General features: G+C 39.0%; 20 protein-coding genes and 1 pseudogene. 15 read left to right on the forward strand and 6 right to left on the reverse strand.

The genetic code is table 11. The annotated features are described in order from the left end of the window. The first annotated feature begins 32 nt into the window (after positions 1-32). Entirely contained in the window at positions 33-1397 is a 1365-nt protein-coding gene (hemN, locus tag AC4CVF_RS21450) for an oxygen-independent coproporphyrinogen III oxidase (RefSeq protein WP_419327716.1), read from the forward strand. Positions 1398-1614: 217 nt separating this feature from the next. Here hemN and AC4CVF_RS21455 read toward each other — a convergent pair. Together AC4CVF_RS21455 and ribA are read right to left on the reverse strand one after the other, a co-directional pair. Further along, positions 1615-1725: pseudogene (locus AC4CVF_RS21455) on the reverse strand (DUF4844 domain-containing protein); the annotation flags it as partial. A 212-nt stretch (positions 1726-1937) separates the two neighbouring features. Further along, entirely contained in the window at positions 1938-2540 is a 603-nt protein-coding gene (ribA, locus tag AC4CVF_RS21460) for a GTP cyclohydrolase II (RefSeq protein WP_336953476.1), read from the reverse strand. 315 nt (positions 2541-2855) lie between these two features. Between ribA and dxs the strand changes: the two genes are divergently transcribed. From dxs to AC4CVF_RS21510, 10 genes are all read left to right on the forward strand, one after another. Then, positions 2856-4760 (forward strand): 1-deoxy-D-xylulose-5-phosphate synthase, encoded by a 1905-nt coding sequence (gene dxs, locus AC4CVF_RS21465; protein WP_490789963.1) that lies wholly within the window; start codon positions 2856-2858, stop codon positions 4758-4760. Between the two features lie 130 nt (positions 4761-4890). Further along, positions 4891-5721 carry an inositol monophosphatase family protein gene (locus AC4CVF_RS21470; RefSeq protein ID WP_004725624.1) on the forward strand — a complete coding sequence of 277 codons (831 nt, stop codon included), beginning with the start codon at positions 4891-4893 and terminating at the stop codon, positions 5719-5721. A 179-nt stretch (positions 5722-5900) separates the two neighbouring features. Beyond that, a complete protein-coding gene (locus AC4CVF_RS21475) occupies positions 5901-6314 on the forward strand; it encodes a hypothetical protein (RefSeq protein ID WP_490789964.1) in 414 nt (137 codons plus the stop codon). 33 nt (positions 6315-6347) lie between these two features. Then, positions 6348-6593 carry a hypothetical protein gene (locus tag AC4CVF_RS21480; RefSeq protein ID WP_490789965.1) on the forward strand — a complete coding sequence of 82 codons (246 nt, stop codon included), beginning with the start codon at positions 6348-6350 and terminating at the stop codon, positions 6591-6593. 426 nt (positions 6594-7019) lie between these two features. Further along, positions 7020-8957 (forward strand): DEAD/DEAH box helicase, encoded by a 1938-nt coding sequence (locus AC4CVF_RS21485; protein ID WP_016539375.1) that lies wholly within the window; start codon positions 7020-7022, stop codon positions 8955-8957. Positions 8958-9367: 410 nt separating this feature from the next. Next, a complete protein-coding gene (locus AC4CVF_RS21490) occupies positions 9368-10186 on the forward strand; it encodes an ABC transporter ATP-binding protein (RefSeq protein WP_490789966.1) in 819 nt (272 codons plus the stop codon). Continuing rightward, entirely contained in the window at positions 10183-10962 is a 780-nt protein-coding gene (mlaE, locus tag AC4CVF_RS21495; RefSeq protein WP_004725633.1) for a lipid asymmetry maintenance ABC transporter permease subunit MlaE, read from the forward strand. Before AC4CVF_RS21490 ends, mlaE begins: the two co-directional genes overlap by 4 nt. Continuing rightward, entirely contained in the window at positions 10962-11639 is a 678-nt protein-coding gene (gene mlaD / locus AC4CVF_RS21500; RefSeq protein WP_244014196.1) for an outer membrane lipid asymmetry maintenance protein MlaD, read from the forward strand. Before mlaE ends, mlaD begins: the two co-directional genes overlap by 1 nt. Positions 11640-11660: 21 nt before the next feature. Further along, positions 11661-12281 carry an MlaC/ttg2D family ABC transporter substrate-binding protein gene (locus AC4CVF_RS21505; RefSeq protein ID WP_004725637.1) on the forward strand — a complete coding sequence of 207 codons (621 nt, stop codon included), beginning with the start codon at positions 11661-11663 and terminating at the stop codon, positions 12279-12281. Positions 12282-12308: 27 nt separating this feature from the next. Beyond that, entirely contained in the window at positions 12309-12596 is a 288-nt protein-coding gene (locus AC4CVF_RS21510; RefSeq protein WP_336953480.1) for a toluene tolerance protein, read from the forward strand. Positions 12597-12703: 107 nt separating this feature from the next. Here the strand turns inward: AC4CVF_RS21510 and AC4CVF_RS21515 are convergent, their stop codons facing one another. Then, positions 12704-13717, reverse strand: a complete 1014-nt coding sequence (locus tag AC4CVF_RS21515; protein ID WP_004725641.1) for a magnesium and cobalt transport protein CorA — start codon at positions 13715-13717, stop codon at positions 12704-12706. Positions 13718-13875: 158 nt separating this feature from the next. On the opposite strand from AC4CVF_RS21515, the gene AC4CVF_RS21520 reads away from it, so the two are divergent. Both AC4CVF_RS21520 and AC4CVF_RS21525 read left to right on the forward strand, forming a co-directional pair. Continuing rightward, positions 13876-14493: an LOG family protein gene (locus tag AC4CVF_RS21520; protein WP_419327711.1), complete on the forward strand. Its 618-nt coding sequence runs from the start codon at positions 13876-13878 to the stop codon at positions 14491-14493. 75 nt (positions 14494-14568) lie between these two features. Continuing rightward, positions 14569-14967, forward strand: coding sequence for an NUDIX hydrolase (locus AC4CVF_RS21525; RefSeq protein ID WP_056512162.1), 399 nt, complete (start codon positions 14569-14571; stop codon positions 14965-14967). Positions 14968-15019: 52 nt separating this feature from the next. Here the strand turns inward: AC4CVF_RS21525 and AC4CVF_RS21530 are convergent, their stop codons facing one another. Both AC4CVF_RS21530 and recG read right to left on the reverse strand, forming a co-directional pair. Next, positions 15020-15649, reverse strand: a complete 630-nt coding sequence (locus tag AC4CVF_RS21530) for a ComF family protein (RefSeq protein WP_419327710.1) — start codon at positions 15647-15649, stop codon at positions 15020-15022. A 184-nt stretch (positions 15650-15833) separates the two neighbouring features. After that, on the reverse strand, positions 15834-17879 hold the full coding sequence (recG, locus tag AC4CVF_RS21535; protein ID WP_490774563.1) for an ATP-dependent DNA helicase RecG: 2046 nt from the start codon (positions 17877-17879) through the stop codon (positions 15834-15836). Between the two features lie 59 nt (positions 17880-17938). On the opposite strand from recG, the gene AC4CVF_RS21540 reads away from it, so the two are divergent. Both AC4CVF_RS21540 and AC4CVF_RS21545 read left to right on the forward strand, forming a co-directional pair. After that, entirely contained in the window at positions 17939-18724 is a 786-nt protein-coding gene (locus AC4CVF_RS21540) for an NAD-dependent epimerase/dehydratase family protein (protein WP_490774562.1), read from the forward strand. Between the two features lie 158 nt (positions 18725-18882). Next, positions 18883-19332, forward strand: a complete 450-nt coding sequence (locus AC4CVF_RS21545) for a hypothetical protein (RefSeq protein ID WP_490774561.1) — start codon at positions 18883-18885, stop codon at positions 19330-19332. Positions 19333-19364: 32 nt separating this feature from the next. Here AC4CVF_RS21545 and plsB read toward each other — a convergent pair whose 3' ends face one another. Further along, complete coding sequence (gene plsB, locus AC4CVF_RS21550; protein ID WP_446083704.1) at positions 19365-21950, reverse strand: glycerol-3-phosphate 1-O-acyltransferase PlsB; 2586 nt, start codon at positions 21948-21950, stop codon at positions 19365-19367. Positions 21951-22171: the final 221 nt, after the last annotated feature.

Here is a 22171-nt window from a genome sequence, read left to right on the forward strand (position 1 = left end):
TTTGAATGTTAATTGCGTATCGAGCAGTGAATATGAGTTGTTCCTTGATTCAAAAATACAATGTTGCTGGACCCCGTTATACTAGTTATCCAACGGTTCCATATTGGGATGAGGCTTCATTTTCGCTGCAACAATGGAAACAAACGCTAAAGCGCTCTTTTGATGAGTCTAATCTCGCTGAAGGCATCAGTCTTTATATTCATTTACCGTTCTGTGAAAGTCTATGTACTTTTTGCGGATGCCATAAAAAAGTCACTAAACGGCATGATGTTGAACTACCCTATATTCAAGCAGTTTTAAAAGAATGGGATTTATATTGTCAGTTGCTAGAAGACAGACCCATCATTAAAGAAATCCATTTGGGGGGTGGGACACCAACATTTTTTTCAGTTGAGCATTTACAACAATTAATTCAGGGTATTTTAGCCAAAGCCAATATTGCGGATCGTTATGAATTTAGTTTTGAAGGGCATCCCAATAATACCACACGAGAACAGTTACAGGCCTTATATGAGCTTGGTTTTCGCCGTGTCAGCTATGGTGTGCAAGACTATAATGAGAATGTTCAGAAAGCCATTCATCGTGTCCAGCCCTTTGAAAATGTAGAAAGAGTCACGCAATGGGCACGTGACATTGGCTATACATCCATTTCACATGATCTGGTTTTTGGTTTGCCATTTCAAAAATTAGCAGATGTATTGCATACCATTGATTTGACTAATACTTTAATGCCAGATCGCTTGGCTTTTTATAGTTATGCCCATGTGCCTTGGATTAAGGGCAATGGACAGCGTGGGTTTAAAGATCATGATGTGCCCAAAGATGGAATGAAACGAACGCTATATGAAGAAGGGAAAAAGCAACTTTTAGCCCATGGTTATCATGAGATTGGGATGGATCATTTTGCTTTAGATCGGGATGAGATGTATCAAGCATTTCATGCAGGTACTTTGCATCGTAATTTTATGGGCTATACCTCATCAAAAACACAAGTCATGATCGGATTGGGTCTATCTTCAATTGGTGATAGTTGGTATAGCTTTGCACAGAATGAAAAAAATTTAGAAGCTTATTACAGTTGTCTTGAAAATGATGAAATTCCTGTGGTGAAAGGGCATGTGTTAAGTGTAGAAGATTTAAAGATTCGTCAACATATTTTGAATTTGATGTGTACCTTTCAAACCTCTTGGTCAGATCACATGATGGATTTTGCCGAACGTGGTGATGTGATTCAACAGCTTGTTGAAATGCAGCACGATGGTTTATTGAATATTGAAGTGGATCGGATTGTGATCACGGAGCAAGGGAAACCTTTTGTCCGTAATATCTGTATGGCGTTTGATTTGCATTTAAAACGTAGAAAACCTGAAACGCAAATTTTCTCGATGACGATATGATTCTATTTTACAAAATATTGTATTTAAACATTTAGATGAAGAAGTGTAGATAATTCCTTTCTTTTCAGGGATGAAAGAAACAAAAATCCTTAGTTGGGCAAAGGGGACTCCTGTCATCCTTGCCCAACGGTGACATCCCTGTCGCCATCCGAGAGAGCAAAATCTTTCTTGATGTTTTATTTATAAAAATTAGTGAATTATTAGAGATGTTATGGTTTTACTGATTCTTTTGTTCAATTAACTTATTAATGACTTCAACATATACCCAAGTATTTAAAATAATATCTGAGCTTTCTAGGCCAATAATATCTAAAAATTTTTCATAGCTAATCGAGTTTTTGCTTTAATTAAGGATTTTGGATCTCAGAATATAAAAAATGTCGGGCAAAAAGTGACCTTGTTGTTGGAGCTGTTTTAATTATTGAATGATTGCAGATTAGGCTTTTGAATCATATGCGTTGAATAAAAGGAGAATGATTGCAAATAAGATTGAGCTTAATTTCATTAGTTCAGTCTCCTATTATTTAACTTAGTGATTATTTAAAAATCATCTTTCTCATACATATGAGACATACGGTCATGTTTGGTTTTTAAATAATCTTCATTGAACTTATTTAAGCCCACTGTCAACGGTACACGATCTAATACATCAATACCTAAATCTGTTAAAGCTTTTAATTTTAATGGATTGTTGGTAATGAGTTTAACTTGTTTGACCTGTAAATGATCAAGCATGATGCTACACATATCATATTTACGTGCATCAGCAGGTAGGTTTAACAATAAATTTGCATCAACAGTATCGTGCCCTTGATCTTGCAGCGCATAAGCACGGATTTTATTGGTCAAACCAATACCACGACCTTCTTGGCGCAAATATAAAATCACACCCTGACCTGCTTCATTCATCATTTTCATGGTGTTGTGCAATTGAGGACCACAGTCACATTTTAATGAGCCAAAGGCATCGCCAGTTAAACATTCTGAATGAATACGAACTAAAACGGGGTTTGTAGGCGCGATTTCTAAACCCTTAGAAAGAGCAACATGCTCTTCACCTGTTTGTGGATCTTGAAATACAGAAATTTTAAAATCACCATAAGCAGTGGGTAATTTTGAAGTGGCAACAAACTCTATTGACACAGAATCTTCCATCTATTTGTTTAGAAATTGGCTAAAGTATAGCGTAATGCTTGGACATTGGTAGGTTTGTAAAGCATGTTTTTATAGATAACATTGCTATAAAAATTTCTTTTTTGTATAAAGCACACGATAATAGTTGATATATAGATAGATTATTCATGATAATTGACACCAATAGCACACTAGCTGACTTGGAAGTTCCAATGACGCATCATTATAAATGTGGCTGATCGAATGTGATATGATTTGTTCTCACAATCATGCTAACCCGTTTACCTAGCTAGATTTGCCAGGCTTTAGAAGGCTTTGCCACATATGTTGTATACCGAAATACCTAGTCATCGTCCTGTTACGCCTTTGTTGAATGAAATTAATCATCCTCAACAATTACGTCAGTTTGAGCAAAGCCAATTGCCGCAGGTCGCAGACGAATTGCGTCAATTTATTTTGTATGCTGCTGGACAAAGTGGCGGGCATTTTGGTGCAAACCTTGGCGTTATAGAGTTAACAGTCGCCTTACACTATTGTTTTGAAACCCCAAGAGATCGTTTAGTTTGGGATGTAGGCCATCAGGCGTATCCACATAAAGTTCTTACAGGACGCCGTGAGCAATTGATGACCATCCGTTCTAAAGATGGATTGGCAGCTTTTCCAGCACGTGATGAATCCGAATTCGATACTTTTGGTGTAGGACATTCATCGACTGCAATTTCTGCTGGCTTGGGCATGGCCTTGGCACGTCGTTATCAAAAAGATCCTTGTGAAGTTGTTGCCATCGTTGGTGATGGTGCGATGACTGCTGGAATGGCATTTGAAGCCATGAATGATGCAGTGGCACATAATGCTGATTTGTTGGTGGTACTCAACGACAATGATATGTCGATTTCATGTAGCACTGGTGGTTTTGCTAAGCATTTGGCTGCAATTTGGGAACAAGGGCAATTCATCAATATTGATGAAGAAGGGCAAGCTTTTGTACAGGATTGTCCTGAATGGAACTACAACTCTCGCTTACATCAATCTGCGACTGATGCCGCGGATAATCTATTTAAAGCGATTGGTTTTGATTATTTTGGCCCATTTGATGGCCATAATGTTGAGCAACTGGTCCAAGTCTTTAATGCGCTTAAAAAACGTAAAGGGCCACGCCTGATCCATGTCTATACTGTGAAAGGTAAGGGTTTTGCGCCTGCTGAAGCGGATCAAATTAAATATCATGCGATTGGCAAAATTAATGCTTCAGCTACTAAAAATTTAGCACCAAAATATTCAGATGTATTTGGGCAATGGCTTTGCGATGAAGCTGCACAAGATGACAAATTACTCGCGATTACCCCTGCTATGTGTGAAGGCTCAGGCATGGTACAGTTTGCTAAGCAATTTCCAGAGCGCTACTTCGATGTTGCTATTGCAGAACAGCATGCTGTGACATTAGCCGCCGGTATGGCTTGTGAAGGACTAAAGCCAGTTGTGGCGATTTATTCAACCTTCTTGCAACGCGGTTATGACCAGCTGATTCATGATGTTGCTTTACAAAATCTTGATGTGACCTTTGGTATTGATCGTGCAGGCTTAGTCGGTGAAGATGGTCCTACGCATGCAGGTGCTTATGACTATGCTTATATGCGTACTGTTCCCAATATGGTGATCATGGCGCCAAAAGACGAAAACGAATGTCGCCAAATGTTGCATACAGCATATCTATACAAAGGGCCAACTGCAGTACGTTATCCTCGCGGTAATGGTTTAGGTGTAGAAATTCAACAACAGTTGATTGAGCTGGAAATTGGTAAAGCTGAAATATTGTTAGAACTCAATACTGAACACGAAGACGGTATCACGATTTTGGCTTTTGGCAGTCGTGTTCAACCTGCGCTTGAATCAGCAAAACAACTCGCACCAACATTGGATATCGCAATTCGTGTGATCAATATGCGTTTTGTGAAACCACTGGATGAACAAATTATTCGTGATTTGGCAGATAAAACGCACTTATTTGTTACTGTTGAAGAACATGCGGTGATGGCAGGTGCGGGTAGTGCCGTAAATGAGTTCTTGGCACAGGCACAAATTCTGAAGCCAATTTTAAACTTAGGTTTACCTGATGAATTTCTTGCACAAGCAAGCCACTCTGAAATGCTTCAAGACTGTGGTTTAGATGAAAAAGGTATTCGAAACTCGATTGAACAGGCATGGTTAAAGCTAGTACAACACGTTTAAGCTCATGTAAAAATTGAATTTGTAAAATTTTAGAAACAAAATTTCCCAAAAAGCGCCGATATTTGCTAAAATGTCGGCGCTTTTATGCATTATTCTTTATCAGTATCTTCAAATTTGTAGTGGGTGTTCAATGGAACCTATGGTGGTGATGGCTGCGCGTGCGGCTCAGTTAGTTGGTCAAGAGCTTTTAAAAGCGCATCAAAATCGTCATAAACTCGATCTACAAGTCGAAGAAAAAGGAATTGATGGTCCAGTGACTCGTGTAGATCGTTATATCGAGCAGTTGACTATTGATACGCTTCGTAAAAGTTATAAAAATCACAGCTTCCTTGGTGAAGAGTTTGGGCTACAAGAAGGTAAAGGTCATGATGCCGATTGGTGTTGGGTGATTGATCCTCTTGATGGTACTTTAAACTTTATCAATGCTTTCCCACATTTCTGTGTATCTATTGCAGTTCAACATAAAGGTGTAACTCAACACGGTGTTATTTATGACCCTGTGAAAGATGAGCTATTCTCTGCAAGCCGTGGTCGTGGCGCAATGTTGAATCAACGTCGTATTCGTGTGAATGTTAAAGACAGTCTTGAAAATACCTTTATGGGTGTAGGTCATGCTTACCGCGCTAAACGTAATGGTGAGATTGTTTCTTATGCGAAAAACCATTTTGAATCATTATTAAATGTAACTGAAGCTGGTGCACAATATCGTCGTGCAGGTTCTGCTGCATTAGACTTGGCTTATGTCGCAGCTGGTCGTTTAGATGGTTATTTTGAGCTCGGTTTAAAACCTTGGGATATCGCAGCAGGCGAGCTTATGGTGAAAGAAGCGGGTGGTACAGTCGTTGATGCTCGTGGTGGTTCAGATTCTATGGAAAATGGTCAAGTGATTGCGTGTTCTATGAAAATGTTAAAACCATTGATGCAAGCTGTTGTTCCTGCTTGGGGTGAAGCTGCGAAGTAATTTATACTTGTGTAGATTGAGTTTTAAAAAGCCTTCATTTTTATGAAGGCTTTTTTATGGGTTGTGATTTAATGCGATACTACCAATACTGAATGTCGTTGTTTAAACTTCTGTGATTGCAAGACCTAGCGAATAGTACTTATATAAAAAATAATACAACTTATTGGGGGAAGCTAAGGGTGAGAAATTTACTGGATAAAGTAAAAAAGTTATTTGGTTTTAAATCTATGAGCCAAAAAATGGAACAGGGAAATCCATATCTTAAAATAGATGAATCTAAAACAACTCAAGAGCAATGCGAAAGATTATTGCTATTAGAGCATGAGGATCATATGGAAATTATTTGCGATCTTCAAATGAGAAAAGATCCTTATGCTATTCATTATATAAAGCGAGCAATTTTTTTAAAACCTCACTTGGCATATTTAGCTAGTGAAGAGGATTCTACCTATTTCAAAAGATGTCTTTGGGTATTACAAGAAATAGGTACAGTAGAAGCTATCAATTTAATAGAAGAATATACGCATTCAGATAAAGAAGAGCTTGCAGAACAGGCACGGTATAGAATTTATCGAATTAATGGTGGCACTTAGATGAAATCCAAAAACTAACTCGGAATAAATCAATTGAAAACTATTTATCAAAATGAAAAATTTAGTCTAAAAACCCATCATACAATTCCTCATGAAGATGTTGCGCTGCAAAACATAGACTTTTGGGTCATTATAGATGGACAAACATTTTTGGGCAGTGCAAGCACAACTGAAAATATTCAATATTTAATGCAGAAAAATAAACAAACAGGAGAGTGCGCTTTAGGCACATATCATTGGCAATCCAATATGATTATTCTAAGTGAGTTTACCATTTAGTGTTTAGCGGTCGCTGTAGCAGATATTATTGAGGATGAGAGTCTAGTTGTAGATCAAGTTTTTTATTTAATTCCTGAATATTATGAATGATTTAATACAATACAGGAAAAAACAATAAAACTTCGTGACATTATTATAAATTCTGTTATACTCTGCGCACGCACTAAATTTCGTTCATTACCTGAACATTTCTCTTCTATATTGTGTATGCGCGTCCGGTCCAAAGAGAGGACAATATTTCGCGCCCCACCCAATCGCTTAAGCGATTCCTTCAGGTTGCGGCTGTTATCAAATGTGCGTTATACGCATCGTCGTTCTCGGATCGCCGCTGATTCTATATTTTCAGCGATTATTGCTGTGCCGCTTTTTGCCGATGTCCATCAGACCATATATTAATGGAGCACCCACATTAGGGTGAATATCTCTATGAGCAAAACTTTTGCTGAATTTTCATTAGACGAGTCGCTACAGAAAGCACTCGAGAGTCTTGGTTTTACTACGCCGACTCCTGTTCAAGAACTATCTATTCCAGCGGCTTTAGAAGGAAAAGACCTTCTAGTATCAAGCCAAACTGGTTCTGGTAAAACTGCTGCATTCTTACTCCCTACGTTAAACGCTTTAGCTGGTCAAGATACTTTTGTACCATTTAAAGATCGTATGAAAGCAGTAACTCAACCAAATATCTTGGTGATTTCACCTACTCGTGAACTTGCACAACAAGTATGTCAAGATGCGATTGCATTTGTACGCCATATGAAAGGTGTACGTGTTGCAGCAATTATGGGTGGTATGCCTTTTGGTAAGCAAATCCAACAATTAAAAGGTGCACAAGTTGTTGTTGCGACTCCAGGTCGTTTACTTGATCTTGTAAACCGTCGTCAAATTAAACTTGATTTAGTTGATGCTTTAATCGTCGATGAAGCTGACCGTATGCTTGACTTAGGTTTCTCTGAAGACCTAGAAGCAATCAGCGATTTAGCTTTAAATCGTAAACAAACATTAATGTTCTCTGCAACATTTGCACCACGTATCATTAATCTTGCTGAACGCATGATGAACGAACCTGAACGTATTGCAATTGAAACAGGTCATTCTACAAATACTGATATTACCCAAACTTTACATTGGACTGATGGCTTTGAGCATAAGAAAAAATTGCTTACGCATTGGTTAAATGAAGAAGACGTAGATCAAGCAGTAGTATTTGCTTCAACTCAAGAAGATACAGATATGCTTGCTGAAGAGCTTGCAGAAGCAGGTCTTTCAGTTGTTGCGCTTCATGGTGCTATGCCACAAACTGTACGTAACCGTCGTTTACGCAGTATCCGTGAAGGTCGTGCAAAAATTCTTGTTGCTACAGACGTAGCTGCTCGTGGTCTTGACGTACCAACAATCTCTCACGTAATTAACTTCGGTCTTCCAATGAAGAATGAAGATTATGTGCATCGTATTGGTCGTACAGGTCGTGCGGGTCGTACCGGTAAAGCAATCACTTTAGCAACTTACCGTGAACGCGGTAAAATCCGTGCTTTAGAAGATTATTTAGAAGCGCGTTTAAGTGTTTCTGAAATCGAAGGTTTAGAACCATCTCCACCTCCAGCTCGCGGTAGTCGTGATGGTGGCGGTCGTGGTCGTAGTAACGGTGGTGGTCGTCGTGAAGGCGGTCGTGGCGGTTTCGGCGGTGGTCGTCGTTTTGAAGGTGAATCAAACTTCAAACGTCGTGAAGGTGGTGATGATCGCCCACGCCGTAGCTTCGATGACAAACCACGTGGTGATCGTCCATCTTATGGTGATGACCGTCCTAAGCGTGATTTTGGTGATCGTCCACCACGCCGTGAAGGTGGTTTCGGTGATCGTCCACAACGTTCATTCGGTGGTGAAGATCGTCCTAAGCGTGATTTTGGTGATCGTCCACCACGTCGTGAAGGTGGTTTCGGTGACCGCCCACAACGTTCATTCGGTGGTGAAGATCGTCCTAAGCGTGATTTCAACTCTGATCGTCCACGTCGTGAAGGCGGTTTTAACGATAAACCTCGTTTTAACTCGAATGATGACAACCGTGGCAACAGCGTAGATTACAAACCACGTCGTGAAGGTAGTTTTGCTGATCGTCCTAAGCGTGATTTTGGTGATCGTCCACCACGCCGTGAAGGTGGTTTCGGTGACCGTCCACAACGTTCTTTCGGTGATGATCGTCCTAAGCGTACATTCGGTGGTGAAGACCGTCCGAAGCGTGAATTTAATTCAGATCGCCCTAAACGTGCGTTTGGCGGTGAAGATCGTCCTAAACGTGAATTTGGTGGTGAAGATCGTCCAAAGCGTGAATTCAATGCAGACCGTCCGCGTCGCAAATTCAACGATTAATTAGATATTTTTAATAAAAAACCAGCCTAAAGGCTGGTTTTTTATTGCAAGTTGAAAAGTATTTGGTAAAATAAAGTGTGACATAGTTCAATTTATTTAATAAAACAGTTAGACTTAACTTATGAAAAATTGAATCTAATAAAGTTGGTGATTTCTTTGAGGTAATTATGTTATACATGTTCTCACTTTTATTGATCTCAAATGTTGGGTACTTTTTTTATAGCCTGCTTTTTAGATAATCTATTTGCTCATTAAATAAAATTTAAAAGTAAAAAACTAAAAATAGACCAAGTAACCTTATTTATAAAGATGAATATTCTTTATGATTTTTTATTATCTTTTAATTACAAAACATATAGATATTTAAGAGTATAGTATGTGGGCTGATAAATGCAGGAAAAAGTTCAGCTATGAATAAACACAGTCATTCCGAAGCTGAAGCTTTAATTGAAGTCAAAAATTTAAGTTTTAACCGAGGTGAACGCGTTATCTACGATAATGTGAGTTTGCAGATTCGTCGTGGGCAAATTACCGCAATCATGGGACCATCTGGAACGGGTAAAACAACCCTGTTACGGCTCATTGGTGGTCAGCTTAGCCCAGATGCTGGTGAAGTACGACTTGATGGGAAAAACATTGCTTCGATGTCACGTAATGAGCTTTTTGCTGCACGTGCGCGTATGGGGATGTTATTTCAGAGTGGTGCGTTATTTACCGACATGACCGTCTATGAAAATGTTGCTTTTCCAATTCGCGCACATACAAAATTACCAGAAAATTTAATTGCTGAGTTGGTGGCACTAAAATTAGAGTCGGTTGGTTTGCGTGGTGCTGAAAAGTTAATGCCCGCAGAACTTTCTGGCGGGATGAATCGACGCGTGGCGCTTGCTCGTGCGATTGCGCTTGACCCAGACTTGATTATGTATGACGAACCCTTTGCTGGGCAAGATCCGATTGTGATGGGGGTTTTGACCCGATTAATTCGATCATTACGTGATGCTTTAGATCTAACAACAATTATTGTTTCACATGATGTTGATGAAACATTATCAATTGCTGACTATATTTATGTTGTGGCTGAAGGTAAGGTGCAAGGCGAGGGGACACGTGAGCAATTGCAACAACACGCTTCTCCATTTGTACAGCAATTTTTAACAGGTTCAGTTGAAGGTCCTGTTGATTATCAATTTAGTCATCAAGCCTATTTAAGTAATGAGGTTAGTTCATGAATGCTATTGCCTTATTGGGTAGACGCGTTCTAGAACGTGTTCAGGGCATTGGTGTTGCAATGCTCATGTTGTTGCGCATTTTATTCTCTTTGCCAACAATACTTGGTGTAAAACTTTTCATTTATCAGATGTATCGAGTAGGCGTACTGTCTTTATTGATCATTGCTGTATCTGGTCTGTTCATCGGTGCAGTACTCGGTTTGCAGATGTATAACATCTTGGTCACTTTTGGTAGTGAAGCAATGTTGGGTGCGGCTGTGGCTTTAACCTTGTTGCGTGAACTTGCGCCTGTTGTGGCTGCCTTACTTTTTGCTGGTCGTGCAGGTTCTGCTTTGACCGCAGAAATTGGCTTAATGAAGGCGACTGAACAATTATCCAGTATGGAAATGATCGGTGTTGATCCGTTAAAGCGCGTGATTTCTCCACGTTTATGGGCGGGTATTGTCAGTTTACCGATGCTATCTGTGATCTTTGCTGCGATTGGTATTATGGGCGGCAAAATGGTTGGAGTTGATTTTCTCGGCGCAGACGAAGGCTCGTACTGGAGTGGTATTCTGAGTAGTACTCAGTTTATGAAAGATGTGTTTAACGGGACCATCATAAAAAGTTTAGTATTCGCTTTAATTTGTACTTGGATTGCGGTGTATCAAGGTTATGCTTGTGAACCAACATCTGAAGGTATCGCAACATCTACGACACGTACTGTTGTGTATTCATCGTTATGTGTTTTAGGTTTTGATTTCGTGTTGACTGCGGTCATGTTCGGAGGTGTTTAATGAAATCACGTGCTAGTGAGCTGACCGTCGGTATTTTTGTCATCATTTTTGGTCTCGCTCTGTTCTTTTTAGCTATGAAAGTGAGTGGCTTGGTGGGTACAAACTTAAAAGATAGTTATGAAATGACTGCAACATTCGACAATGTGAATGGTTTAAAACCGCGTGCCAAAGTGACCATGAGTGGTGTTAAAATTGGACAAGTTGACGCAATTACACTTGATCCTGTGACACGTCATGCAACGGTTAAATTCGATTTAGATGGTTCATTGACAACATTCAATGCAGAACAGTTGAAAAAAGTAAAAGAAAATGCGCTAGGTGATTTACATTACAGTGCTGACTATCAGGCTGCGACACCTGAGAAACAAAAAGAAATGGAAACGCAACTGTTAGGTAACATGAAATCCATCACAAATATTGATGAAGATGCTTACATAATGGTCGCAACCAATGGTCTTTTAGGCGAAAAATATTTGAAAATCGTACCAGGTGGCGGCATTAACTACATTAAACGTGGTGAAAGCATTGAAAACACCCAAGGTACGATGGATCTAGAGGATTTGATTACTAAATTTATTACGGGTGGTGCAGGAAAATCATCAACTGGCGCATCGGAAGCTAAAGATGCATCTGCATCCACTGAAACAACTGATGCTCAAACTTCATTTGTTGAATAGGCATTAGAGGAGTTATTGAAAATGAACATGCTGTTAAAACAAACTTTTACTGCAACTATTTTAGCAACTATGGTGGCGACTGCCGCTCAAGCTGCTCCAGCAGAAGCACCACCAGCATTTGTTAAACGTGTTGCTGATGGCCTGATTTCACGCTTAAAAGCAGATCAAGGTAAATTGCAAAACCCTGCTACTGTTAAAGCGATTGTTCGCCAAAACCTTGATCCTTATGTCGATGGTCAAGCGTTTACACGTATTGTGATGGGAACTTATGCAAATAGCAGTACTCCTGCTCAACGTGCGCAATTTGAACAAAACTTCCGTAATACTTTGATTGAGAATTATGGTAGCGCATTTGCAAAGTATTCAAATCAATCGTATTCAATGCGTCCGTATAAGGCAACCAACAGTAAGTTTCCTGTCGTTACTTTAGACTTCAATAACAATGGCGAAAAGATCCCTGTATCTTTCCAATTGTCTGATGCAGGTAGCCAATGGAAAGTACGTAATTTGAATGTGTCTGGTATCGATCTAGGTTTGCAATTCCGTAACCAATTTGCTGCGAACGTGCAACGCAACGGTGGCAATATTGATAAAGCAATTGCAACATTCAAGCCTGATGCAGACGCTGCTGTTAAGAAGTAAGCTCATAACATAGATAGGTGCAAGCGAGTGATTGAATTTAAAAATCAGGAATTATATGTTAGCGGTAAAATTGCTTACGAGAATGCTGAAAGCTATTATTTAAATGGTTTGAGAGCGATTCAAAATGAGAAAAATTTTCCAATAACTGTGAATCTATCACAGCTTGAACATGGCAGTACCCTTGCTTTATCTGTGTTTGTGCAGTGGTTACGTCAAACATCAAATCTTCAGGGGCTGCAGTTTAAAGCAGTGCCTGAAAAGATGATGAAAATTATTCAAGCTTGCCATTTGCAAGATGACTTGAAATTAATTTAGCATATGCAAGATTGATGTAAAAAAGCACCTAAGGGTGCTTTTTTATTGACTAATGGATTTTGAACGATTGTAAATCTCAACACAATCCAACAGAAGGAGTGGAGTATTTAAATCCATTTCTTCCATCTAAAGTAAGCCAAAGGCCCTACAAAGAAAGCAATTAAGATGGTAATCACCACATAAAAGCTCCAGTGGCCATGGGCAAATGGCAGAATTTCAGTGTTCATCCCATAAATACTGGCAATCAACATCGGTGGCGCAAGCATACTAGGTAAGATGGAGAAGCGACGAATGGTATCGTTCTGTTCAGTGTTAATAAATCCAGAGGTGGTATCAAGCAAGAATCGTACTTTTTGGAACAAGAACGCATCATGTTCGACAAGTGAGCGGACATCCTCACTCAACTCTCGAATATCTGCATCATAGATATGACTCCCCAAGGCACGAGGACGGGACAGAAAGGTCAAGACACGACGTAAGTCAATCAGACAAAGTTGCGCTTTTCCAAGCATATCTTCCTTTTGTGCTAAGCGGGTAATCATGTCATCTAAGTCTAAAATCATTTCACGATGACGTACGTTTAGGACTTCTGTGGAATATAACTCTAAGTCTTTGTGGATATCTTCTAAGATATCCGCAAGCTCATCTAGCTTTGCTTCCAATAAGCCTAAAAGAATCCATGTCGGATCTTTGTATTCAATTTCATAGTCATTACGGCGTGCACGTGCGCGAAAGGCACGAAAGGCAACCAACTTTTCACCACGTAAGGTAAATAAGCGGTCTTTATGCAAAATGAACGCAACCGTTTGCACATTGGCAAGCATGTTTGAAGTATCTTCGGGATCGCCTTCAACTTGGTAATTTTTATTTTTTGTTAAAAAATAAGTACTGATATGTAGAATCCCATCATCATCACGGTAGAATCGTGCAGAGGATGAAATGTCTTCTAAAGATTTAAGAGTTGGTAGATTTTGCTGGTAAGCATCTAAAACCCATTCTTGTTCTTCTTGTGAAGGTGCAATGAGGTCAACCCATACCAATTCAGGGTGTAGGTCGAATCCACCATTAATTGTTGCATCTTCTAAGCTACCGCGCTCAGTGGCGTAAAAGGCTTCAAGCATTATGTCTTTTCTCCCTTGCGCAGTGTGGTGTCAATTTGATGTGTGTATTTTAGACAAGGATTTTAGGAAAAACACTCATTACATTGCTGTTTTGTAAAAAAAATCTTGATTGGCCGTCTGCATTTTTAGCATGACAAAATTAAAGTTAGGTTAAATTTATGAATTCTATTGCTATTTTTTGTGGTTCATCATTAGGTACGGATCAAATTTTCGCTGATGTTGCGGAGCTGACTGGTGAAACAATCGCCAAGCAAGGGAAAACTTTGGTCTATGGTGGTGGCCGTTCAGGGTTAATGGGTATTGTTGCTGACAGCGCTTTGGCAGCAGGAGGCAAAGTGATTGGTGTGATCCCTCAGGGATTGGTGGATCGTGAATTGGCACATCCAGATTTGACCGAGCTGTATATTGTTAAAAATATGCATGAACGTAAAACAAAAATGTCTGAGCTTTCTGATGGCTTTATTGCATTGCCTGGTGGAGCAGGAACCATTGAGGAAATTTTTGAGCAATGGACGTGGGCGCAATTGGGAATTCATTTAAAACCTTGTGCATTTTTAAATGTTGAAGGTTTTTATGATGATTTATTGAAATTTATTCAACTTACGACAGACAAAGGCTTTTCTAAAGCACGTTTTACAGATCAGTTGATTGATTCTGCTTCGATCGAAGAAATTTTGACTCACTTTAATCACTATCAAGCGCCAGAACCAAAATGGGGTGTGAAAGAACGTGAAGAATTGGTGAAATTAGATCAAGCAGATCGTAGATTTGGTTAAAAACTAAAACACAATATATTGTTTTTAAATTTATTACTGTCACAATATATTGTGTTTTTTCTATTTTTAAAACTTATGAATGTAATTACTGTCGCGGCAGCTGTGATTTTGAATGATAAAAATCAATTGCTCTTGGTGAGAAAGCAAAATACACAATTTTTTATGCAGGTTGGTGGAAAGCTTGAGCCCAATGAACCACCTGAGCAGACCATGTTGCGTGAGATTTTAGAAGAAATTAGTGTTCAAGCAGAGATTACTCAGTTTATTGGGCGTTTTGAAACAAAAGCAGCCAATGAAGCAGACTTTCAATTAGTGAGTTATCTCTATCAAGTTGACGTAGAGCAAACACCAAAAATTAATGCAGAAATTGCTGAAATGAAATGGATTGATTTGGATGATGCGCAAACGCTTTTAGCGCCATTGACCAAAGAGATCGTGATCCCATGGTGTAAAGCAAATTTAATCCATTCATAATTTTTACGATGTTTGCTTCTCTATGTTTGTATCGCTAAGCGATAATGGAAATTTATAGAGCTGCAGCAATACAAGCATTATAAATTTGCTGGCATCCTAAGTTTTCTAAAGCATGGGTTAAAGCATGAATTGAACTACCTGTGGTCACGACATCATCAATAATCAGTATTTTTTTAAATTTTCGTTTTTCTGTTTTAATTATTTTAAATTGATATTCAATATTTTCTAAGCGCTCAATTCTGCTTAGCCCTTTTTGTGAATGTTGTGCTTCTCGAATTACAGGTTGCCATACGGGGATGTTTAATTGTCTTGCCATGATTTTAGCGATAATTAGCATTTGATTGTAGCCACGTTCTTTTAAGCGATCATTAGAAATGGGCATAGGAACAATGGCCTGAATTTTAGGTAAGCTTAAATTTAATAAACTTTGTGCTAATAGATTTTGATAATGCAGTTGTTGTTCATATTTATAGACTTGGATAATGCGATCTATTGGGAAGTCATAACGATGAGCACAAAGAATTTTTTGTTGATGCCGTTCAATATATTGCTTATACCACGGAAGCTGTGCCCAACAATCATTACAGAGAGAATGCTTTTTTTGTTGATCTATCCCGCAAAGTAAGCAAGGGGAAATGCTTTGAATGCTTTTATGAAGAAGTTGATTGATAAATTGGAGCATGGCCTGTTCTATTCTTATTTGTTATTAATTTCTCATAGTGAGCTAAATAGATCAACCCAAGATTTTTTAAGCTTGATAACACTTAAACTTGATATATTCATAGGATTGCAACCTTCATATCATTAGGCGGAATTAATCAAACATCCGAGCTAAGACACTTATGCATGGATGTTTATATAGATCTTTATACATAGGCATATCTTGGCGCTTCAGGTAACCAGCGTTTTAATAAAGCTTCAGCATTTTCTGGATCATCTTTTAGTACTTGACTGGCAACATAATGTGCTTGATTGAGTAAATGATCATCTCGTTCTAGCTTGGCGACACGGAAACCCAAATCTCCTGTTTGCTTGGTGCCCAGTAATTCACCTGGCCCTCGAATTTCTAAGTCTTTTTCTGCAATGATAAAACCGTCATTGGTTTCACGCATGATACGTAAACGTTCTTGGCCATTTTGTGATAAAGGATGTTTATAGAGTAGGGCGCAGAAACTTGCGGTTGCACCACGACCGACACGACCACGTAACTGATGCAACTGAGACAGGCCTAAGCGTTCAGCATTTTCAATCACCATAATGGAAGCGTTTGGAACATCGACCCCGACTTCAATCACTGTCGTTGCAATCAGCAGTTGCAATTCATTGTCTTTGAATTGTTGCATGACCCGTTGCTTCTCATCGGCTTTCATTTTTCCATGGACTAAGCCAATATTAATCTGTGGAAAGCGATCTTTAATCTCTTGATAGGTGGCTTCTGCGGCTTGAGCATCGAGAGTTTCAGATTGTTCGACCAGAGTACAGACCCAATACGCCTGTTTACCCTCAGCACAGTTGGTGGTGATACGATTCAACACTTCTTCGCGTCTATCAAGTGGAATCGTGACTGTTTGAATGGGAGTACGTCCAGGGGGTAATTCATCAATCACTGAGGTATCTAGGTCACCATAGGCAGACATTGCCAGTGTGCGAGGGATTGGTGTTGCTGTCATGACCAATTGGTGTGGCGTGGTGTTATCCACGCCTTTATTACGTAAAGCTAGACGTTGATCTACCCCGAAACGATGTTGTTCATCAATAATCACGAGACCAAGTTTGGAAAATTCAACATTGTCCTGAAATAAAGCATGCGTACCCACCACAAGATTGGCAGTTCCATCCTTAATGGTTTGTTCAGCCGCAGCGCGTGCCTTGCCTTTTTGTTTGCCTGAAAGCCATGACACATTTAAACCGAGTGGCTCGAACCATTTCTTAAAATTGATATAGTGCTGTTCAGCTAAAATCTCAGTCGGTGCCATCAGCGCCACTTGCCAGCCTTCTTCCAAAATATGACAAGCCGCAACACCTGCAACCAATGTTTTACCTGCACCTACATCGCCCTGAACCAGTCGCAACATGGGTTTGTTTTGTTTTAAATCTTTGGCAATTTCGTTTGATACACGTTTTTGTGCATTGGTCATTTCAAAAGGTAAGCTTGCCAATAAGGCTTTTGCAAACTTTTTACTGGTTGAAAATGCTGGCGCTGCAATTTGTTGAATATAAGCACGTCGGGTTAATAGGCTGATTTGATGTGCAACCAATTCTTCAAAAATTAAACGTTGTTGAGCAGGGTGAGAGCCTTGTGAAAGTTGTAGCATATTGGCATTTACAGGAGGGTGATGAATATACTCCAGTGCCTGTTTAAGCGCGTAACCATTGGTGAACTTTTCAGGTAATAACTCAGGTAAAGCATCGGCATGCTGGTTTAAAGCTTGCTTAACGTATTCACGTAATTTGGGTTGGGTTAAGCCTTCTGTGGCAGGGTAAATTGCTGTCAGTTGTGTTTTAGGGAGTACTGTATGTTCAGTAATTAACTGGATCTCAGGATGGTAAAGTTCAAGGCCTCGAGCACCAACACGAACTTCCCCAAAGATTCTTAAACGATTACCCGCTTTAGCACGATCTGTGAGTGCTTTATAGATATGATAAAAGCGTAAGGTAACCTTGCCAAAATCATCTTGCAATAAAATCGCCATCGATTTGCGTTTACCGGGTGGCATATCGATTGATCTGACCACGCCTTCCATGAGATAACTACGACCGACTTGTAATTGGTTCATGGGAATGATCGTGCTACGATCTTCATAATCACGTGGCAAATGAAACAGCAAATCATCTGTGGTGAAAATATTTAGTTTTTCAAGTAAAGCAGCGGCGGCATTGCCAACCCCTTGCAATTGATGGACGGCAGCCATGTCCCCTCAACTTAAGTTTGATTGATTTTGAAAATCGGTTTCAAAGAATAGGTCGTGTAATGCATATTCTATTTATTGGTTATGGTAAAACATCGCAACGTGTTGCCAAACAATTATTTCAGCAAGATCACCAAATTACCACAGTTAGCCGAAGTGCGAAAGATGATGATTTCGCACAACATTTGATTCAAGACATTCAACAACTTGATTTAGCGCAAATTCAGCCTGTCGATGTGGTGTATGTATTGCTCGCACCATCTCGAAATTCTCCGCTAAGTGCTATCGAAAATTATCAACAAACCTATGTTGATTCGGTACAGCCGATTGTGAGGGCTTTAAAAGACCATCCACTCAAACGAATTATTGTGGTTTCATCGACACGTGTTTATGGGGAAAACCGTGGTGAGCGTATTGATGATGAGTCAACGCCTATTCCAAGTGATCAACAGGGTCAGTTGTTATTGGAAATGGAGCAGCGATGGCAACAGGCTTATCCATCTAAATGTGTGATTGTGCGCCCAACTGGGATTTATGGCACATCCGTTGCTCGTATGGTTAAACTTGCAGAAACCACACAAAGCTATCCCAATATTCATTGGTCAAATCGAATCCATATAGATGACCTTGCACATTTCTTAGTGCATTTGCTTCACGTGGAACATCCAGAAAAATCATATATTTGTACAAATAATCAACCGCTACCATTGCATGAGAAAATTTTAAATATTCAATGTGAGTTGAATTTGCCAGAGTTGGTTTTGGAAAGCGAAAAGGAAACAGGTAAAAGAATTTTTGCGGAGAGAATGAGGGAGAGTGGATTTGAGTTGAAGAATAACGATCATTAAATAGTTATCAGATTCATTGGATTTAAAATATAAGATTTTCGAATTATTACTTGTATTTTAAGAGTGTTGGAACTATAGATTCTTTAAATTAATACTTTGTTTTAAACAAAATTAATGTTTTATTGAAATAACTTTAGTAGTTAAGAATTTCAATTTTTATGATTAAACTAAAAGACATAACTAATACAGTTTGTTTAAATATTAAATTTATTGATTACTTTTACGAGAAAAAAATTAGTGAAAACTTGATTCAAATAGACTTTGAGCTAATAACGCCAAACCGTATTTTTAAGTATTCGGCAAATGAAGTACTCACTTTGTGGCCAGTTGTAATAATTACATTTATTCAAAATCTTAAACTATTGATAGATGGAACGGTTAAGGAAGTAAACTTTTATCATTATGATATGTTTATGCTTTTTGATATTAAACGTTTTGATGAGCCTGATGAAGATAGTATTGAGTTTATGATCAAGTTTCCTTCTGGGGTGTATTATGGTGCTGAGAGTGCAGGGTATACAGAAGCAATTATTTTTACTGTAAACAACAAAATATTAGTAGAGTTCTTGATTGCTTTAGAAGCTGAGTTAACTCAACTTCTAAACTAGTTCTTCTTATATATGAGAAGATTAAACAAAAATTACTTCTTCTTCCGTTTTAAACGCTTCTTGGCTTGTTGAGCGGCTAAAGCATCTAAAGCTTCTTTTAACTCCTCATCTGTAAATGAGGTGATATGGTGGAGCATTTGCAAAGTTACATCATCAAGCACCAAATTGGCATATTGCGCAACATTTCTAAACTGCTCATCAAAAACAATGGCATGGTCTTCATTGGTTTTGATATAGCCTTGTTCAGTTAAGACTTTCATAAAACTTTGGAATAACGCTTTATCAAAGAACTCAGGTGAGTTGAACTCATACAATACAGATAAACGTTGTCCAACCAAGTGACTTAATTCTTCAACTTGGCGAATCGAGATATTTCCAGAGCCACGTTGAGTAATTAAAGCCAGCGTCATGTAATAACGTTCAAGACTTTGACGTACTGGAGCAGCTAAAACAGCCAATTGATTATGGTCTTCTGAGTTTGGCGCAGGGCTGAAAATAAAATCTTCATCATCGACAAAAATTAAATTCGCTTGAGCCAAAGCATCGACATATTCAGTCACTTGAGCCTTGATTTCACTATCTTTCCATTTTAAGAACAACTCTGCTTTTAAGAATGGATAAAGGGTACGAATCACATTAAGTAAATCAGACTTACTGATCTTGCCATTATGTTCGACCAATGCTGCGACCAGCGACGGTAAAACAAAGGCATGCAAAATGTTATTGCGGAAGTAAGTCAGTAAAATTGCTTGATTATCTTCAATGGCAATAATATCGCCAAGGACGTGCTGGACACGTTTAATCAATTTCAGTTTCATACCATAGGCAATGATTTCTTTACCTGATAATGGCGTGACCTGAGTGCGGCTGTCATAAGGATTTGCAGTTAATAACTTGCGATATGTATCAAGCTGTTTAATGCAGATTTCTTCATCAAGTGTGTGTTTTGGAGTTGCCAATAAAATCAGTGACAATAAAGAAACAGGGTTGATCACCACAGCACGGTTGATATTTTCCAGAATCGCATTTGCCGAGCTGGTTACTGCATCTGAGACTTCTTGCGGGATTGGATCATCATTATGTTCAATGGTGATTTGATCAGCGCCATGTGCTTTGAGTAAGTCATCTAAGAAAACAGGTTCACCAAAATTGACATGCACTTTACCAAAAATACGCTCAATTTTTTTCAGGGTTTGCAAGATTCCCCAAATGGATTCAGCTTCTTTTGGCTTACCATTCATTTCACCGACATAGGTTGCGCCTTCCATCAAGCGCTCATAACCGACATAGGTTGGGATAAAGACAATCGGTTTGGCACGGCCGCGCAAATGACCATGTACTGTCATTGCGAGCATGCCAGTTTTCGGGGGTAACAAACGCCCAGTTCGAGAACGGCCACCTTCAATAAAGTATTCAAGAGGTGTGTTTCTAGACAGGATACTAAATAAATATTCTTTAAATACTGATGTATAAAGTGCATTGCCGCGGAATGAACGACGGATAAAGAATGCACCGCCTCCACGCAGTAATTGACCGACAAATGGCATGTTAAGGTTATCGCCGGCAGCAATATACGGTACCATCAAACCACGTTTATAAATCACATAAGACAACAACAAGTAATCGATATGGCTACGGTGACAAGGCGTATAAATCACTTCATAGTCTTTGACTAACTCGCGTACAGTATTGAAGTTATGTACTTCAACACCATCATAAAGTTGTGTCCATAGACGAGTCAAAGCCATATCTGCAAAGCGTACAGCCGATGCAGAATAGTCGGATGCAATTTCATTTACAAAACCAATTGCTTTATGTTCAGCATCAATCATGCTGATTTTTGAGCGAATACTTTCTTTACGAATTGCATCCTGTACATCAGGGGCTTTAATCAGTGATTGCATGACATTACGGCGATCAGATAAATCTGGACCGAGAATGACCTCACGCTGACGATCTAAGTAGTCATTTAATTGATTGACAATATAAGTGGCTGGTGAAATATTTGGATGATCAATTTTCGCATGATCGACCAATGCTCTAAGTGATTGCGCTTCATGGAATTCAAGGAATGACTGTCGACCATGTAAACCAATGTTCATCAACTGTTTAACTTTACTTGGCGTTGCCCAAGTGTCAGTAAATAACAGTTTAAACCAAGAGTCTTCTTTATCTGGTGAACGTCCCCACAGTACTGTGACAGGGATTAATTCAATATCTAAATCAGTATTTTGATCAAGTGATTCAATCAGTCTAACTAAACGCGGCGGATAAGCATGCGTAGGTGGATTAAAATAATTGTTTTCATCTTGGTGTTGTAAAAATAAAATCGCAGCTTTTTCGCGACTATTGCCAATCATTAATGGGTCAAGTGCAGGAGGAAGCTGCAAACGACGTGTTTCACCATCAACAACTAAAGCATTACTTCGTGAGTAATTCTGCAGAACATAGCAGACAACTTTTTGAGTTGTGGGCTGAATGAGCTCAGAATTTTCAGTTGAAGGGTCTAAAGGTTGAGCTTCTGTAGGAACCTCTCCAAGAACATGTGGTGTTACCACAAGGTCAAGTATTTTACTCGAAAGTCGACGATACATTTGACCAAAGCCACTCTTGGACATAAATACTCCTAGCCAATGGTGAATCACGCAATAAAGCGGATAAAAAATATTTTCTGTAATTAAAGCACAGAACAGTATGTCATTTTCTGACAAACTGCGGGTCGCTTGTCAGATTTTATCGTTAAAAAACGTATTTTAAACAATCCATCAGCACAAGAGAAGTGACAATACAGTTTATGAAAATTTAATGTTTCTCTCAGGACTTATGGCAAAATAGAGTT

Source organism: Acinetobacter sp. LipI_19 (genome assembly GCF_058242925.1).

Bases quoted from the DNA above. Each gene is read 5' to 3' on its own strand.
- hemN (WP_419327716.1), top strand. From the start codon at position 33: ATGAGTTGTTCCTTGATTCAAAAATACAATGTTGCTGGACCCCGTTAT.
- dxs (WP_490789963.1), top strand. From the start codon at position 2,856: ATGTTGTATACCGAAATACCTAGTCATCGTCCTGTTACGCCTTTGTTG.
- recG (WP_490774563.1), bottom strand. From the start codon at position 17,879: ATGGCTGCCGTCCATCAATTGCAAGGGGTTGGCAATGCCGCCGCTGCT.
- AC4CVF_RS21520 (WP_419327711.1), top strand. From the start codon at position 13,876: ATGAATTCTATTGCTATTTTTTGTGGTTCATCATTAGGTACGGATCAA.
- mlaE (WP_004725633.1), top strand. From the start codon at position 10,183: ATGAATGCTATTGCCTTATTGGGTAGACGCGTTCTAGAACGTGTTCAG.
- AC4CVF_RS21485 (WP_016539375.1), top strand. From the start codon at position 7,020: ATGAGCAAAACTTTTGCTGAATTTTCATTAGACGAGTCGCTACAGAAA.
- AC4CVF_RS21525 (WP_056512162.1), top strand. From the start codon at position 14,569: ATGAATGTAATTACTGTCGCGGCAGCTGTGATTTTGAATGATAAAAAT.
- AC4CVF_RS21490 (WP_490789966.1), top strand. From the start codon at position 9,368: ATGAATAAACACAGTCATTCCGAAGCTGAAGCTTTAATTGAAGTCAAA.
- AC4CVF_RS21540 (WP_490774562.1), top strand. From the start codon at position 17,939: ATGCATATTCTATTTATTGGTTATGGTAAAACATCGCAACGTGTTGCC.
- AC4CVF_RS21530 (WP_419327710.1), bottom strand. From the start codon at position 15,649: ATGCTCCAATTTATCAATCAACTTCTTCATAAAAGCATTCAAAGCATT.
- mlaD (WP_244014196.1), top strand. From the start codon at position 10,962: ATGAAATCACGTGCTAGTGAGCTGACCGTCGGTATTTTTGTCATCATT.
- AC4CVF_RS21515 (WP_004725641.1), bottom strand. From the start codon at position 13,717: ATGCTTGAAGCCTTTTACGCCACTGAGCGCGGTAGCTTAGAAGATGCA.
- plsB (WP_446083704.1), bottom strand. From the start codon at position 21,950: ATGTCCAAGAGTGGCTTTGGTCAAATGTATCGTCGACTTTCGAGTAAA.
- AC4CVF_RS21505 (WP_004725637.1), top strand. From the start codon at position 11,661: ATGAACATGCTGTTAAAACAAACTTTTACTGCAACTATTTTAGCAACT.
- AC4CVF_RS21545 (WP_490774561.1), top strand. From the start codon at position 18,883: ATGATTAAACTAAAAGACATAACTAATACAGTTTGTTTAAATATTAAA.
- AC4CVF_RS21470 (WP_004725624.1), top strand. From the start codon at position 4,891: ATGGAACCTATGGTGGTGATGGCTGCGCGTGCGGCTCAGTTAGTTGGT.